Origin of the sequence: Christiangramia flava JLT2011 (assembly GCF_001951155.1) — a bacterium.
In the GTDB taxonomy this organism is placed as follows: Bacteria; Bacteroidota; Bacteroidia; order Flavobacteriales; family Flavobacteriaceae; genus Christiangramia; species Christiangramia flava.
The window spans coordinates 3,669,939-3,686,184 of sequence record NZ_CP016359.1 but is presented as its reverse complement, the minus strand read 5'-3'; the positions used below and the strand labels follow the sequence as shown (position 1 = coordinate 3,686,184).

Sequence of the window (16,246 nt, the reverse complement as noted above, 5' to 3'; positions counted from 1 at the left end):
ATGGCAGAAAACTTATTGCATCATCCCATCACCGATCCTGAAACTATTACACGGTTAATTCCGCAGAAAACACCTTTCGTTTTCGTGGACACGCTTTATGAATACACCGCGCTTACAGGCGTGACCGGTTTTACAGTACCTTCTGAAAATGTACTGCTCGAGAACGGTTCCCTTTCAGAAAGCGGACTCATTGAACACATGGCCCAGAGCATGTCCCTTCATCGCGGCTACCAGGGATCCCTGAGCGGGCAAACCAAGCCGAAAACGGGCTTTATCGGGATTATTAAAACGGTTGAGATACATTCCCTTCCGCAGAGCGGAGAAAAATTGAAGACCTACGTAGAGATCCTGCATGAGATCATGAACGTGACCTCAGTTTCTGCGAGAGTGGAAAACGAGATGGGGCAGGTCATCGCGACCTCTGAAATGAAAACCGTGACGGTGGAATGAGCCAGGAATTAAGCATTGAAAAAACGATCAGGGTTCGTTTTCATGAATGCGACCCTTTGCAGATCGTTTGGCATGGGAATTATCTCAAATATTTTGAAGAAGCTCGTGAAAGTTTCGGTCTGGAACACGGAATTTCCTACGAACACGTGAAAATAAATGGATATGCCACGCCGGTGGTACAATCTTCCTGCGAACATAAACTCCCGCTGAAATATGGTGACGAATGTGTGGTAAAAGCTATTTTTGAGAATACTCGTGCGGCTAAAATGATCTTTCGCTATGAGATATACCTGGCTGAAAAACTGGTTTGCACCGGCAAAACCGTGCAGGTTTTTACAGATATGGATTCCAACCTGATTCTCGTGAACCCGCCATTTTATTCAGAATGGAAGGAAAAGATGGGTTTGCGGGATGAGTAGTTATTTAGTATACGATTCGATTATGAGTCCGCTTGGTTATGGAACCAGTGCGAATTTACAGAAATTGAGGCGCGGCGAATCTGGATTACAAAAACATATACAGGATCGATTCTTTCCGAAAGGATTTTTTGCCGGAATGATCAATCCACCGGAATGTGAGGAACACTTCAGTAAATTAAAGGATCCCCAGAAGTATACCCGACTGGAGAAACTGATGATGCTGGCAATTTCCGATGTTTTGGAACAGGCTGAATTAAAGGATCGGTGCGAAACCGGATTGGTCATCGCGACGACGAAAGGGAATATTGACCTGCTGGAAAAGAATGATTTCGATCAGAGCAGACTGAAACTATGGAAATTGGCCTCGGTCATTGCGGAATATTTTGGCTTTCAAAAACCACCTGTGGTCGTTTCAAATGCCTGTATTTCCGGCGCGCTGGCCTTAAAAGTTGGAGATGATCTCTTGAAAAGCGGAAAATTTAAGAATGTGATCGTTGCTTCCGGAGACCTGGTTTCCGATTTTGTACTTTCTGGCTTTCAGTCTTTCCAGGCTATTAGTCCGCAGCCATGCCGTCCTTTTTCTGCAGATCGCCAGGGAGTGAGCCTGGGAGAAGGAACCTCTGCCGTACTGTTGTCTTCGGAAAAAAGAGAAAATTCCGTAGAACTTTTGGGTACTGTGACGGCTAACGATGCCAACCATATTTCCGGGCCCAGCCGCGATGGAGAAGGCCTGCACCGGGCCATCGAAAAGCTGCTGAAAATTACCAGTATCAATCGCCAGGAAATCGATTATATTTCTGCGCATGGCACGGCCACGGCGTACAATGACGAGATGGAAGCAATTGCTTTTGGAAGAAGTGAGTTGCAGCGAGTGCCCGTAAACAGTTTTAAAGCTTATTATGGTCATAGCCTGGGAAATTCGGCTTTGGTGGAAAGTATTCTCACCAGGCATTCCTTGGTTCATTCAGAATTGTATGAAAGCTTGAATTTTTCCGAAAAAGGAACTTCCGTGGAGCTGAATGTGATCAGGAATTACCAGCAGGCTGATCTCAAACTGGCGCTAAAAACAGCTTCGGGTTTTGGTGGCTGCAACCTGGCATTAATGCTGAAAAAATCATGAACAAATCCTATTTCATACAAAAAACAGTTCATATTCGCTCGGGCAAAATTTGGGAAAATGAAAAACTGGTATGGGAAGATGAGCAACCGGTTCTGCAGGATTTTCTGAAGAACGCTTACCGGGAACTGGCTATGGATTATCCGAAATTCTTCAAAATGGATTCACTGTCAAAACTGGCGATTCTGGCCACTGAAGTGCTTTTTAGCCATGCGAAGCCTGATGAAGATACTGCGTTGATCTTCGGAAATTCGGAATCCAGTCTCGAAACTGATGAAGCTTTTTCGGCTTCGATGAATAGCTTTCCCTCGCCATCCGTTTTTGTTTATACGCTTCCGAATATCATGTTGGGAGAGATCAGTATCAAACACCGCTTACTTTCAGAAAACTTATTCCTGGTGATGGAAAACTTTGACGCTGAGTTGTTTGAAAATCAATTAAGCGCTGCCTTGGCCCAACCAGATTGCGCAAATGCCGTTTGTGGCTGGGTAGACTTGCACAATGATGAATATGATGTATTTTTGTGTCTGATTGGAACGGAAGGGAAATGGCCGTTTCATGCCGAAAATCTTCAGAAATTATACCGTCTAAATGAGTGACCTACACAAAGAATTGAAGGAAAATATTATCGAGCAGCTCAACCTTGAAGACCTGCAGCCGTCAGATATTGAAAATGATGAACCGCTTTTTGGTGATGGCCTTGGTTTGGATAGCATCGATGCACTGGAACTAATCGTATTGCTCGAAAAAGACTACGGAATCAAGCTTTCTGACCCTCAACAGGGAAAAGAAATATTCGCCTCGGTGAACACGATGGCAGAATTTATCGAGAAAAACCGCACCAAATAATTTATGCCAGGAGTAGCCGTAACCGGAATGGGAATTATCTCTTCGTTGGGAACGTCTACCGCGGAGCACCTAAAGGCTTTAAAATCTGAAAAAGACGGGATTACCACCCCAGAAATTCTGGAAACAAGTTTAGATTTACCCGTTGCCGAGATCAAATTAACCAACCGGGAACTGGCTGAAATTCTTCATATTTCTGAACCTCATGCGTGTACCAGGGCGGCCTTGCTGGGAATTCATGCGGTGCGACAGTTGCTGCAACATTCTGGCTGGGAGAAATTTCCGGAAGGAACCGGTTTTATTTCCGGAACAAGTGTGGGCGGGATTGATGCCACTGAAAAGTACTATTACGAGTATGCTGCGGAATCTTCTACCAGGCGCTTTATCAAAGCACAGCACCCTGGTTTTACGACTGATCAGATCGCGGGATATTTCAGCTTAAATTCCATGGTCACTACCATCAACACCGCGTGTTCATCGGCTGCTAATGCCATCATGCAGGGTGCCAGGCTTATCGAAAGTGGAAAACTGAAACGAGTCATTGTGGGCGGAACCGATTGTCTAACCCGTTTTACGCTGAATGGCTTCCATTCGCTCAAGATCCTTTCCGAAACCAAAAACAGGGCTTTTGATGAGGACCGTGATGGCCTGAACCTTGGGGAAGCTGCAGCATTTTTGATGCTGGAGGCAGATGAAGCTTGTCAAACCAAAAATGTGCTCGGCAGGGTAGCCGGTTATGGAAATGCTAACGATGCATTTCACCAAACTGCCTCTTCGGAAAATGGAGAAGGCGCTTTTCTGGCGATACAAAAAGCATTAAACAAGGCCAATGTATCAGCTTCAGAAATCGATTATATCAACGCACACGGTACGGGAACCATCAATAATGACCTTTCTGAAAGCCATGCTTTAAAGCGGGTATTTGGTGAAAAAGTACCAACCTTCAGCAGTACCAAAGGCTTTACCGGGCATACGCTTGGCGCAGCCGGTGGAGTGGAAGCTGTTTTTAGTTTACTGGCAATTCAGCATCAACTCCAGTTTCCAAACCTGAATTTTAAAAAACCCATTAAGGACACGGGTTTGAGTCCGGTCACCGACCTGAGCTCTGCTAAAGTGAACAGGGTATTGTCCAACTCCTTCGGTTTTGGAGGAAATTGTACCTCTTTAATCCTGAGCGACAATGACTAAGCAATCGATCTATATCAATGGGTTGGCTTCCGTCTCACCCCAGGAAGACCTTTTCCATTCTTCGGAAGTGAAAAGCTATTTTCAAAATATCCTTCCCGCACTGGAAGAAGATTACCGGCAATTTATCAAGCCCATCTTGCTACGGCGAATGTCAAAAGCTGTGAAAATGGGATTATTATGCTCTAAAAAAGCACTTGCAGAAGCCAGATTGGAACTTCCTGACGCCATTTTTGTAGGAACAGGGCAGGGTTGCATGCAGGATACGGAAAAATTTTTGGAACAGATCATCGATCAGAAAGAACAATTGCTGAGTCCAACTTCTTTTATCCAGTCTACGCATAACACTGTAGGCGGGCAGATCGCGCTAGACCTGAAATGTACCGGTTATAATATGACCTATACGCAGGACGCGGTTTCCTTTGAAAGTGCCCTAAGTGACGCCTTGTTACAGTTGGAGCAAGCTGAAATTAACAGTGCCTTGGTGGGAGGCGTGGAGGAAATCGCCCGTACATCTACCGGTTTTCAGTATTTCGATGGCCAGTTAAAGACGAAACAAATTCATAATCTCAGGCTTTTGGAAGAAGATTCGCCCGGCACGATCACTTCGGAATCGGCAGCATTCTTTGTCCTGGAAAATACGAGAACACCAAAAACGTATGCGCAAATCAAGGAGGTGCAACTGCTCAACCAGTTTCCAAAGAGCGATCTCCCCGGGATATTAGCCGAATTCCTGCGGGCAAATCAGCTTCAGAAAGAGGATATTGATTTACTCATTTTAGGCAAAAATGGAGATAACCGGTTTGATCACTGGTATGATACCTTTTGCGAAGAATTTCCCGGAAAACGAAGCCTGGCCTATAAGCACCTGGTTGGAGATAACAATTCTGTGAGCTCTTATGCGATGCTTCTGGCAGCAAAAATTTTAAAATTCCAGGAAATTCCTGAAGTTTTGAAAGTGGCAGAAGACGCTGAAAAACCGATCGAACACGCTTTGATCTATAATCAGTATCTTGGGAGGAATCACGGCCTAATCCTGCTTCAGCGTTGAAACTTGGCATCTACAATATCATTTTTAGCATTTTCTGTGTGTGCTATTGCTACCTGGCACTTGAATATGGTTGGCCGGTTTGGCTGGTCTTCATTTTTTTGCTGTTGTACTTCCTCTTCATTTTGGTGGTTTCCACGACCATTCGCTTCAATTTTTTTCTGAAAGGTTACCATTCCCAGCCTTCTGAAAAATCCTGTATTGCGCTTACCTTTGATGACGGCCCTTCAGAATACACCCCTGAAATACTCGAGCTTCTGAAGAAACACCAGGTACAGGCAGCTTTTTTCTGCATCGGAAAACAAATTGAGAAATATCCTGAAATTTTTCAGCAGATACTGGAAGACGGGCACATAATTGGGAACCACACTTTTCACCATACACGGAAGATCGGTTTCCTGAGTAGTGAACAAATTTTCCGGGAAATTTTAGCCTGCGATGAAATCGTAGAAAATAAATCTGGTCTAAAACTGAAGCTTTTCAGGCCACCTTTCGGAATTATTAACCCCAAAACGAAAAGGGCGATCCAGCGCAGTGGCCATCTCGTGATGGGCTGGAATGTGAGGCCTTACGACGCGATCACTAAATCACCGGAAGTGATTATTAAAAGAATTACTCGTAAATTGAAGCCCGGAGACGTGATACTGCTGCATGATAATCAGCAACAAACAGCATCGATCTTGGAACAATTATTGGTAATTCTAGAAAAGAAAAATCTGGGGACCCTGCGTCCTGACAAATTATTCGGAATCCATGCGTATCGTTAAAATATTATTTCTTTTTATAGGCTTGCAGGCCTTTTGCCAGCAAACCAATTTAACTTCCCTGCAGGGGCAGGCATTCCAGTCCAGGGTCATTAAAAAAGCGGAAGGCATCAATAGTTTCAAGGCGAATTTTACGCTGTTCAAACACATAGAAATGATGGAAGATGTTCCGGAAAGCAAAGGGATGGTGTACTACCAGTCACCAAATTTGCTGAAATGGGAATATTCCAGCCCGGAGGATTACCAGGTACTGTACCGCGATTCCAAATTATATGTTTCTGAAAATGGGGACACCCGTGAAGTAGATCTTGCTTCCAATCGTATGTTCGAGAAAGTAGGGGAAATGATTGCTGGCAGTGTGAACGGGAAAATACTGAAGGCCAATAAAGATTTTGACATCAGTTATTTCAAAGAAAAGAACTCTATGAAAGCCCGGGTCATTCCGAAAGACCAGCGTATTGCAGGAATGTTTTCCGAGATCTGGATGAACTTTAATAAGGAAAATCTGATCGAATCTGTTCGGCTTATTGATCCTTCCGGCGATTATACCGAAATTAAGCTCCAGAACATTGTGATCAACCAGGATATTCCCAAAAAAGTATTTAAAAACTAATCTATGATCTTACACAATTTCTACCGGATCACTCAGAAAAGCGTCACCGCACAACAACGTACCACTGAAATTGAGATCAATAAAGATCACGAGATCTATAACGGGCATTTTCCCGGCCGCCCGGTCACTCCGGGGGTTGTTTTGATGCAGCTTTTTAAAGAAGAGGTGGAAAGACATTTTCAGAAGCAATTGCAATTGGTTCGTGCCGAAAACGTGAAATTTATGGCGGTTTGCAATCCTTCTGAAGATGCAAAGGTCATTTTGGAAAGCGAGATCGAAGAGACCGGGGAATTTATTAAGCTTAAAGGTCTTGCTAAAAACGGAAAGGGTAACGTGCTTAAAATTAGTTCTTTATACAGAATCCTTTCTTAATTCTTCTATTCAGATTACAGTCTTCCTTAATTAATTTTATTTTTGCGGTAAACCAAAAGTTGTATGCCCATTTTCCAGGAAAGATTTGATAAATTCAATTGCTGCGTGCTCGTGCCCACTTATAATAATGCCGGGACTTTGCAACAATTCTTAACTGATCTGGAAAACTATACGACCAATATCCTCGTCGTAAATGACGGTTCTACCGATGGCACTGCCAAGATTCTTTCCGACAATAAAAATGTTGATTTCCGTACACATTCCCGAAATAAGGGAAAAGGCATGGCTTTAAAAACCGGTTTTCAGTTTGCCCGTGAAATGGGTTATAAATATGCAATCACGATAGATTCTGACGGGCAGCATTATCCCGATGATCTGGACGTATTTCTTCGGGAACTGGAAAATCGTAAACCAGGTAGTCCCGAAATGTTGCTGGTTGGTGATCGAAATATGGGAAGTGACGGTATTCCCGGTAAAAGCAGTAAAGGCAACAGGTTTTCCAGTTTCTGGTACCTTGTGGTAACCGGTTCAGAACTACATGATACACAAAGCGGTTACCGATTGTATCCGTTGAAAGTGTTGGAAACCATGACCTTGTATACCCGCAAATTTGAACTGGAAATTGAGGTCCTGGTGAAATCTTACTGGCGTAAGGTTGATGTGCGGAATATTCCTATCAAGGTGATGTATCAAAAGGAGGGAAGAGTAAGCCATTTCAGGCCTTTTTGGGATATTGTAAGGATCACCCTGCTATACATGTGGTTCGTGCTGGTTAGCTTTTTCTATATTCATCCGCGAAATAAATACCAGGATTTTAAGAATAAAGGTTTCCGTAAATTTTGGAAAGAAGATATCCTGAAAAGTCAGGAACCTGCGCATAAAAAGGCGGCTGCTATCGCGTTAGGGGTATTTGTAGGGATCTCTCCTTTCTGGGGAATTCATACGTTTCTGGTTTTTATCCTGGCGGCATTGTTTCGGCTTAATAAGGTTACAGCCTTCTTATTTAGCAATATAAGTATACCGCCTTTAATTCCTTTTATCATTTATGCCAGTTATCAGGCAGGTAGCCTGGTGAGTGGTAAAGGATTTGACTGGGATCTACAGTTGCAGCGTTTCGATACAGGCCACGATATTTTCTTAGGTCTCTGGCAATATATTATTGGGAGTCTGGCTCTTGCAATTGTTGTTGCTTTAAGCCTTTGGATTGTATTTTATTTTTTATTTTCGGTTTCTAACCAAAAGCAGGTCGTGAAACCTTAATGCACAACGCTTTTTATAATATTTATCGCTTCTTCAGAAGCCGACCTTTACTGGGAATTGGTATTCTGCTTGTATACTTGGTGTTGATCGCGCTGGCGGCCTGGAATATTCGATTTGAGGAAGACGTCACAGCCCTGGTTCCGAAAGGGGAAGAACAGATCAGGCTGAAGAAGATCCTGCAGGAAACCGATTTTTCGGATAAAATGATCCTGAGCGTTTCTGCGCAAAACAACAGTGTCTCACCTGATTCTCTCGCCGCTTTCGCCGATAGTTTGACCAGTCGCCTGGAAACCGATTTTCAGCCGTACATAAAAACTATTAAAGGTAAGATCCCAGACGAGGATATTACCGGGATCTACGATTTCATTTATGAGAATTTACCCATTTTCCTGAACGATTCAGATTATGTGAAAATGGAAACCAATCTGGATAAAGACAGCATTGCAAAGGCAATTGGCTCCGGTTACCGTTCGCTGCTCTCCCCAACCGGATTTGTAACCAAGAATTACTTTTTTAAAGATCCGTTGAATTATACCAATCTGGGTCTTCGGAAATTGCGGGAATTGCAGGTGGGCGACAATTTCGGTCTCTATAATAATTACCTGATCACCAGCGACCGGAAACATATCATTCTTTTCCTCGACCCGGTTTTTCCTTCTTCTGAGACTGCAAACAACCAGGTTTTTATCGAGAAACTGGATCATACTCTGGAAAAAATTCAAGCTAATTTTCCGGGGGTCAGAGCCGACTATTTTGGGGGAGTGCTGTATTCCATTGCCAATGCCAATCAGATCAAAAAAGACATAGGTTTGACGCTTGGGATTGCGCTTTCGGTGTTATTTGTATTATTGATATTGTTCTACCGGAAATTCTATATTCCGCTGATCTTGTTTCTTCCGAGTTTGCTGGCAGGTATTTCAGCGATTGCCGTATTGAGTTTTTTTCGCGGTAGCGTCTCTGCCATTTCTTTGGGGATTGGCGCCATTTTGCTCGGTATCAGCCTGGATTATGCGTTGCATATTTTGACGCATTTCAGGAATAATAACGATGTGAAAGACCTGTTTCGAGATATTACCCGGCCTATAATAATGAGCAGTTTTACCACGGCGATCGCATTCTTGTGCCTGCTTTTTGTGAATAGTGACGCGCTTACCGATCTGGGGATCTTCGCTTCCGTAAGCGTATTGTTATCATCCGTTTTTTCACTGGTCCTCATTCCCTTATTGTATAGGCCTTCTGAAAAAATACTCGAAAAACCAACCGTCATTGATCGACTTTCGGCTATCGATTATTCCAGATTTCGGGCGGCATTGGGAATGCTGATGCTGTTATTCCTGGTAAGCCTGTTCTTTTTTCAGAAAGTAGAATTCAATGAGGACCTGGCCGAATTGAATTATTCTACGGAAGAGATTCGGAATCGGGAAAAACAGGTACAACAACTGGCCGAAAGGGATGGAAAAACCATTTACCTGGTAAGTTATGCCGGCTCGGTAGATGAAGCGCTGACCTATAATAACCAATTATACCACCAGTTGCAATCGCTGAAACAGGAGCAGAAAATCACCAATTTCAGCAGTATTGGCGGTGTGGTACTTTCTACATCCGTTCAAAACGAGCGAATTAAGCACTGGTCTGATTTCTGGACCGATCCTAAAAAAGATACGCTACAGTCGCTTTTACTCAGCGAATCGGCTAAATATGGTTTCAAAGCCCAGAGTTTTGACCGGTTTTATGCCGAGTTAGCTTCTGATTTTGAGCCTATCGGGCTGCAGGAATACAAACAGGCAGGAACCTTATATCTCAGCGATTTTATTTCCGAAGGAAACAATTTTGCGACCGTGACCAGCACCGTAAACCTTCCGGAAGAAAATTCCGAAGATTTCATACAATTATTCCAGGATGACCCCAATATTTACCCGATAGACCGGAAGGCGATCAACCAGAATTTCCTGGGTAGCCTTAAGGATAATTTCAATTTACTGATCGGTTTTTCCGTACTGGCGGTGTTCCTGATCTTACTGGCTTTTTACCGCAATATCGAGATCAGTATCCTCACCTTACTGCCTATTGCCATAACCTGGGTTTGTGCGCTGGGAATAATGGGTATATTGGGCCTGCACTTCAATATTTTAAATATCATCATTTCCACGTTTATTTTTGGTTTGGGCCTCGATTACAGCATTTTTATGACCAACGCCTGCCTGAAAGAATATGAAACCGGCAAATTTGCGCTGCCAACCTATCAAACTTCCATTTTACTATCGGTCATCACCACCTTATTGGGAATGGGCGCGCTCATCTTTGCTCGTCATCCGGCTTTGCGTTCAGTGGCCAGTATTTCGATTATCGGGGTGTTGCTGGCCATGCTGATCTCCTTTGTGTTGCAGCGTTTCATTTTCAGGAAGTTATTGCTAAATGCTTCGGAAAAGGGCAAACCTGCCTTTGCATTTCTTCGTTTTTATCAAACCGATTCCAAAGCGGAAAAATTATATCGAAAAAATGCAGTTTTGAACAATTATCGGTACAAAACGGTTTATTCCGAAGCGAAAAAAGAATACCGTAACGACCGCGAAAAGTATCTGCGTATTAGTCAGAATCTGGAAGGGGAGCGGTCCCTGGCGATCATCAATGCCGGGATTGGCGTGTTGGCTTTATTCCTAAAAATGAAACAGGCTGATCGCGAGATCACTGCTTTGGAACAGGATACAGGTAAGTTACAGGTATGCAGGGAACTGCCTGCAAAAGGTACGATTCAGTTCACCAGTGACCTGGAGGAGCTTTCAGGAAAGCAGGCGTATATTCTGCAAGGCGATTTTGAACCCGAAGAATCCCTGAAACTATTGCTTCGGAAAAATGCTTCCAAAGTGATCTTCCTGGATTCTGAATTTCCCAACAGGTGGTTGCTGGATCTGAATTTTGAGATTTCCTACCGCCAGAACGGGATATTAATCTTCCGAAAAATAAGTTGATGAGCAGGCTGCTGAAAATAGTATTATTGGGGATGTTGTTCCAGTTTTCAAGCTGTGGCGTTAAAAAATCCCTTCAGCAACGTCCTGATATTACAGGGATCGAGGCGATCGATACCAACCGGGTAAAACACAATGATCATTTTTATACACTGGGGAAAAACAGCCTCTTTCAAAATGACTATGGTGTCTGGGAGTTGTATCTGGAAGGCGATGCTTTGGAAAGAGGAGTGGCGAATGGAAACCTGACGCGGGAACTGATTCACCACCAGGAAATCGCCTTTATGGATAAGCTGGAGGAAATGGTGCCATCTGAGTCCTATCGCGGTTTTCTGAAAAAGATCGTTTCCTATTTCAACCGCAAAATGTACCTGTATGTTCCGGAAGAATACCAACAGGAGATTTATGGTGTTTCGAGATATGGCCTTGCACGTTATGACGATTTTGCGCCGGGATATATACGAATGCTATATTTTCACGGCGCGCACGATATTGGGCATGCACTGCACGACCTCATGCTGGTGGGTTGCACTTCTTTTGCGGCCTGGGGTGATAAGACGGCTGATGGGAATTTGCTGGTGGGAAGAAATTTTGACTTTTATGCCGGGGATGAGTTTGGGAGTCAGAAAATAGTAGCTTTTATCAATCCCGATTCCGGTCACAAATTTATGATGTACACCTGGGGCGGTATGATTGGTGCTGTGAGCGGGATGAATGAAAAAGGCTTAAGCGTAACCATTAATGCCGGGAAATCAAAGATCCCATTTAAGGCGAAAGACCCGATCACGCTGGTTTCCCGGGAGATCCTGCAATATGCTTCCACTATCCGGGAGGCGATCGAGATTGCTAAAAAAAGGGAAGTTTTTGTGTCTGAATCGATCATGGTGAGCAGCGGTGACGAAAACAGGGCTGTTTTGATCGAAGTTTCTCCGAAGAACTTTGGCGTGTATGAAGTGCCAAATTCCGATGAACTTATTTGCAGCAACCATTTTCAGAGCGATGCGTACCAGGACGATAGAAGAAATCAGAAAACCATAGAAGAAAGTCATTCCAAATATCGTTATGATCGCATGAAACAACTGGTGGAACAGGATCAAAAACTGGATGTTCCGGGCGCTGTTGCCATTCTCAGGGATATGAAAGGAGTTGATGATGAAGCTCTTGGTTATGGAAATGAAAAAGCCGTGAACCAGTTGCTGGCCCATCACGGGATTGTTTTTCAGCCTAAAGATCGCAAAGTCTGGGTTTCTGCCAACCCATACCAGATGGGGGCTTTTGTGGCTTATGATCTGAAGGAGGTTTTTAAAAAGTTTGAAAATGGAAATGTTTCTCAAAGCCTGGTAAGTGCTGCGGAAACCCTTCCTAAAAGCCCATTTTTGGAAACCGAAGAATTTCAGGATTATGAACATTATCGAAAACTGGAGCAGCAGGTGAAAATACAGCTTGAAAATGAGGAAACTATTTCTGAAGGAACCGGTGAAAAACTAATTGCTCTAAATCCTGAATTTTGGGAAGCATATTTTCTGGCTGGCAAGATGGCTTACGAACAGAAAAATTTCAATCAGGCGCTGCAATATTTCGAGCAGGCCCGAACAAAGGTCGTGACGACCAAACCCGACCTGGAACAGTTGGATAAAATGATCAGGAAAACAAAACGCCGACTCTGATGCACTCTGAATATTTTCTGAAAAAACACGAGATAGAAGCTAAGCAGTGGGATTTGCTACTTGATCAATTGCAGTATGCCGCGAGTTACTCGCCTTTTTATAAAGATCTTTTCGAAAAGAATCAGTTGGATCTGAAGGCAGTCAAGGATTATTCTGATTTTCAGAAAATCCCGATAACCGGCAAAAAAGACCTGGAAACCGATAATGGTCAATTCCTGGCAGTTCTTTCGAAAGAGGTGATCGATCATGTCACGACTTCCGGAACTATTGGAAAACCGGTGAGTTTTTTCCTGAATGAAGCTGATCTGCAGCGACTGGCACAGAACGAATACCATTCTTTTTTAATGACGGGGATGACGGCAGACGATGTGGTGCAGATCACCACTACTCTGGATCGCCGATTTATGGCCGGAATGGCCTATTTCCTGGGTTTGCGCCAGCTGGGTGCCGGTATTGTTCGAACCGGTGCAGGATTACCACAGCTGCAATGGGATTCCATTGAAAGATTTCAGCCAACCTATCTTATCGCGGTACCTTCCTTTTTGTTGAAAATGATCGAATTTGCAGAACAAAACGGAATTGCTGTCAATCAAACTTCGATAAAAGCAGTCATCTGTATTGGGGAGCCGATTCGGTATAAAAATGGGGAGCTGAATGCGCTGGGATCCCGGATTACATCAGCATGGAATATCGAACTTTTCAGCACTTATGCCTCGACCGAGATGTCTACTGCTTTTACTGAATGCCAGCAACATCGAGGAGTTCATGAATTAAGTGATCTTATTTTTACCGAAATTCTGGATGATGATGGAAATCCGGTTGCCGCAGGGCAAATTGGGGAACTGGTTGTGACGCCCTTAAGAACCCGAACCATGCCGCTTATTCGCTATGCCACCGGAGATATGCTTACGTGGCATGACGACATTTGTACTTGTGGACGAAATACGAAACGCCTTGGGCCTGTGGTTGGGCGAAAGCAGCAGCGCCTGAAGTTCAAAGGAACCAGTCTTTTCCCGCAGCATATCCAGGAAAGTCTGAATAGTATTGAAAACCTGGATTTGTATCTCATCGAAGCCACCAGCGATGAATTTGGGAATGACATTGTAACAATTCTGATACCGGAAGATCAAAAAAATGAAGCGGATGATCTTAAAGAGCTTTTACAGGCGAGTTTATATGTAACGCCAAACATTCAGACGGTGGAAAGAAAGGAGCTGGAAAAACTAAAATCTCCGAAGAATGCTCGTAAGCCAATTAGTTTTTTAGATCGTCGTTCAGCTTTTCACAAAAGATAACCAGTTTCTGTTCCCCAGGCCCGGTAGTAAAAAACAAGTAAGTTTTTCCGCCTTCTTTTATTTTGAATTTTTTCCGAATATTTTCTACAGATTCCGGGAAATTACGTGTGGTAACGTTCGCCTTAATTCCCTTTAATTTTTTCTTCAGATCATTACTGTTAAAAGCCATTGAATCAATAATTTGAAATTTCCTGCCAGGGAAAGAAACAATATCTTCAGAAGTAAAAATATGAGAATTTGGGTGTAGTTTTTTGGTTTGGGTCTGATGAGCCAATTGCGCAAATAATCCGCTTTTCTGGATGGCAGCATTGGGTTCAAAAAGATAGGTTTGTGGCGCACTAAATTCCATTTCCCACACTTCAGAAGAGGAAGCTTCAAAACTCTGCACAGCCTTTTTTTCAAAATTGATCGTCTTGATCTTCGGCTTTCCAGAGAAGTTTTCGTGAAGGATCCAAAGCAGCTCTTTTACCTCATTTTCAACTGCTACGATATGAACTTCTGCCACCGAATCTAATTCTTTAATTCCTGCCGAAATATCCATCATCGGAGAGGATTTTATCAGGATATTGTTCGTTCTCTGGAAAAGCAACTTAAGGTTCGCCGGAATATCGGGTGTGCAATCTGAAAAGCGGAATACTTTCCCACCATGTTCATCCCTGCGGGCAGGATCAGTATAGATCCAGTCATAAGTTTCAGCGATTTCAGCCAAAAAATGCAGTCCGTTTTCAGTATGAACCTCTATGGGAGTTTGTAGCGTTTTAAAATTATGAGCGGCTAGTTGGGCCAGTTCGCTATTGATCTCACAATAATCGAATTGCTGGAATTGCTTGGAAAGGAAATAGCTGTCGATCCCCATCCCTCCGGTCATATCAATTGCATTTTGACCCGAAACCAGTTCTGCTTTGTACTTCGCCGTGACTTCGGAAGAAGTTTGTTCCAGGTTCAATTTTGGAGGATACAGGATTCCGCTGGTTTGAAATAATTCCGGAAATTTTTTACGCGCGATCTGTAATCCGTTAAGCTGTGTACCGAGTTCCTGTATAGAAATTTCCGGAAAAGGAGAACCTTTCAGTAGCAGCGATGGCAGGTCTTTCTGAAGATTCTTCCGAAGAAAATCTTCCACTTCATCTTTTAGAAGTGCCTGGTTCCACATATTACAGGTCTCGGGTAAGTCGTTTTACGATCTTGTATTCGCTCAGGGTTTCCTTTGCAACCACTTTTAAAGCCGTGTAAAAAGGAACGGCCACGACCATCCCGATAATTCCGAATAACAGCCCTGCTATCAAAATGATCAGAAAAATTTCCAGCGGGTGCGAACGAACGCTGGCACCAAAGATCATGGGCTGAGAAATGAAGTTATCGATCAGCTGGCAAATTCCGTAGCCCAGCATCACGTAGATGACACGCGGGAGAATGATCGTACTAAAATCGGCTCCCAGGTTGCTGGAAATCACGAAAAGTGCCATGAGAATTCCTGCAACCAGTGGCCCCAGGTAAGGGATCAGGTTTAAAAATGCGCAGATAAAAGCGATGGCTATAGGGTTATTGACTTCAAAAACCGAAAGCAAAATGGAGTAAAGGATGAATAGTACGATGATCTGCATCGTTAACCCTACAAAATATCGTGAAAGTAAAATCTTGATCTTGTTAAAAACGCGCTGGAACTTCTGTTCTTCCCCGCGATTGGCAAAAACCAGGATGCTGTGGAGCATTAATTTGCTGTCTTTCAAAAAGAAAAAAGAGATGAAAAGTACAGAAAATACGGCCACCAGTGTTGCCCCCAGAATACTAAAAACATTGTTCAGAAATTCCGGGATCAGGGAAAGATCGAAGCTCTGAACAAATTCGCTGCGTTCCAGGCCTTCAATAATATTGATCTCGGTTACGCCTAAATAACTATTTATCTGGTCGTTGAGATCGTTCAGGTCGCTTTTAAATGCCTCAATATCAATTTGCCCCAGGTTCCTGCTTTGCTCGATAATGATCGGCACAAAAACGTAGATCAGTCCGGCGAAAGCCGAAAGAACAAGTAGTAGCACGGAGATTACCGCGATGGTGTTCGGAAAATGCAGTCTTTGACGCAGAAAAATTACCGCCGGCCTGCCAATAAGTGCAATGACAGCCGCGATAATCACATATGCGATGACCGATTGTATTTCGTACAAAAAGAATAAAAGCAGGCAAATACCAATGATTATACCCAGTGCTTTAAGAATTCCGGTACTTATTTCCTCTGCTTTCACA

The 16,246-nt window shown here is 43.5% G+C and carries 16 protein-coding genes; 14 read left to right on the top strand and 2 right to left on the bottom strand.

All coding sequences use genetic code 11. The features are described 5' to 3' along the window. The 14 genes from GRFL_RS16420 to flxY all read left to right on the top strand — a co-directional run bounded on the left by GRFL_RS16420 (position 1) and on the right by flxY (position 14,002). Positions 1-450, top strand: coding sequence for a hotdog family protein (locus tag GRFL_RS16420; RefSeq protein WP_083645633.1), 450 nt, complete (start codon positions 1-3; stop codon positions 448-450). After that, a complete protein-coding gene (locus GRFL_RS16415; RefSeq protein ID WP_083645632.1) occupies positions 447-869 on the top strand; it encodes an acyl-CoA thioesterase in 423 nt (140 codons plus the stop codon). The genes GRFL_RS16420 and GRFL_RS16415 overlap by 4 nt, the downstream gene beginning before the upstream one ends. Beyond that, complete coding sequence (locus GRFL_RS16410) at positions 862-1,989, top strand: beta-ketoacyl synthase N-terminal-like domain-containing protein (protein WP_083645631.1); 1,128 nt, start codon at positions 862-864, stop codon at positions 1,987-1,989. Before GRFL_RS16415 ends, GRFL_RS16410 begins: the two co-directional genes overlap by 8 nt. After that, entirely contained in the window at positions 1,986-2,585 is a 600-nt protein-coding gene (locus tag GRFL_RS16405; RefSeq protein WP_083645630.1) for a hypothetical protein, read from the top strand. Before GRFL_RS16410 ends, GRFL_RS16405 begins: the two co-directional genes overlap by 4 nt. Continuing rightward, positions 2,578-2,835 carry a phosphopantetheine-binding protein gene (locus GRFL_RS16400; RefSeq protein ID WP_083645629.1) on the top strand — a complete coding sequence of 86 codons (258 nt, stop codon included), beginning with the start codon at positions 2,578-2,580 and terminating at the stop codon, positions 2,833-2,835. The genes GRFL_RS16405 and GRFL_RS16400 overlap by 8 nt, the downstream gene beginning before the upstream one ends. A gap of 3 nt (positions 2,836-2,838) precedes the next feature. Continuing rightward, the gene (locus tag GRFL_RS16395) at positions 2,839-4,020 is read left to right on the top strand and encodes a beta-ketoacyl-[acyl-carrier-protein] synthase family protein (protein ID WP_083645628.1); all 1,182 of its coding nucleotides are present in this window, start codon (positions 2,839-2,841) and stop codon (positions 4,018-4,020) included. Further along, a complete protein-coding gene (locus GRFL_RS16390) occupies positions 4,013-5,068 on the top strand; it encodes a beta-ketoacyl synthase N-terminal-like domain-containing protein (RefSeq protein WP_083645627.1) in 1,056 nt (351 codons plus the stop codon). Before GRFL_RS16395 ends, GRFL_RS16390 begins: the two co-directional genes overlap by 8 nt. Then, the gene (locus tag GRFL_RS16385; protein ID WP_236995821.1) at positions 5,065-5,832 is read left to right on the top strand and encodes a polysaccharide deacetylase family protein; all 768 of its coding nucleotides are present in this window, start codon (positions 5,065-5,067) and stop codon (positions 5,830-5,832) included. Before GRFL_RS16390 ends, GRFL_RS16385 begins: the two co-directional genes overlap by 4 nt. Further along, on the top strand, positions 5,819-6,442 hold the full coding sequence (lolA2, locus tag GRFL_RS16380; protein WP_083645626.1) for a flexirubin biosynthesis/transport protein LolA2: 624 nt from the start codon (positions 5,819-5,821) through the stop codon (positions 6,440-6,442). Before GRFL_RS16385 ends, lolA2 begins: the two co-directional genes overlap by 14 nt. A 3-nt stretch (positions 6,443-6,445) precedes the next feature. Beyond that, positions 6,446-6,814 carry an ApeI family dehydratase gene (locus tag GRFL_RS16375; RefSeq protein WP_083645625.1) on the top strand — a complete coding sequence of 123 codons (369 nt, stop codon included), beginning with the start codon at positions 6,446-6,448 and terminating at the stop codon, positions 6,812-6,814. Between the two features lie 63 nt (positions 6,815-6,877). Then, complete coding sequence (locus GRFL_RS16370; RefSeq protein ID WP_083645624.1) at positions 6,878-8,074, top strand: DUF2062 domain-containing protein; 1,197 nt, start codon at positions 6,878-6,880, stop codon at positions 8,072-8,074. Continuing rightward, positions 8,074-11,043, top strand: a complete 2,970-nt coding sequence (locus tag GRFL_RS16365) for an MMPL family transporter (RefSeq protein WP_083645623.1) — start codon at positions 8,074-8,076, stop codon at positions 11,041-11,043. The genes GRFL_RS16370 and GRFL_RS16365 overlap by 1 nt, the downstream gene beginning before the upstream one ends. Beyond that, positions 11,043-12,707, top strand: a complete 1,665-nt coding sequence (locus GRFL_RS16360; protein ID WP_083645622.1) for a C45 family peptidase — start codon at positions 11,043-11,045, stop codon at positions 12,705-12,707. The genes GRFL_RS16365 and GRFL_RS16360 overlap by 1 nt, the downstream gene beginning before the upstream one ends. Beyond that, on the top strand, positions 12,707-14,002 hold the full coding sequence (gene flxY / locus GRFL_RS16355; protein WP_083645621.1) for a flexirubin biosynthesis putative acyl-CoA ligase FlxY: 1,296 nt from the start codon (positions 12,707-12,709) through the stop codon (positions 14,000-14,002). The genes GRFL_RS16360 and flxY overlap by 1 nt, the downstream gene beginning before the upstream one ends. Here the strand turns inward: flxY and GRFL_RS16350 are convergent. Then, a complete protein-coding gene (locus GRFL_RS16350) occupies positions 13,962-15,155 on the bottom strand; it encodes a THUMP-like domain-containing protein (RefSeq protein WP_083645620.1) in 1,194 nt (397 codons plus the stop codon). The genes flxY and GRFL_RS16350 overlap by 41 nt on opposite strands. 1 nt (position 15,156) lies before the next feature. Then, a complete protein-coding gene (locus tag GRFL_RS16345) occupies positions 15,157-16,245 on the bottom strand; it encodes an AI-2E family transporter (RefSeq protein WP_083645619.1) in 1,089 nt (362 codons plus the stop codon). Between the last annotated feature and the right edge of the window lies 1 nt (position 16,246).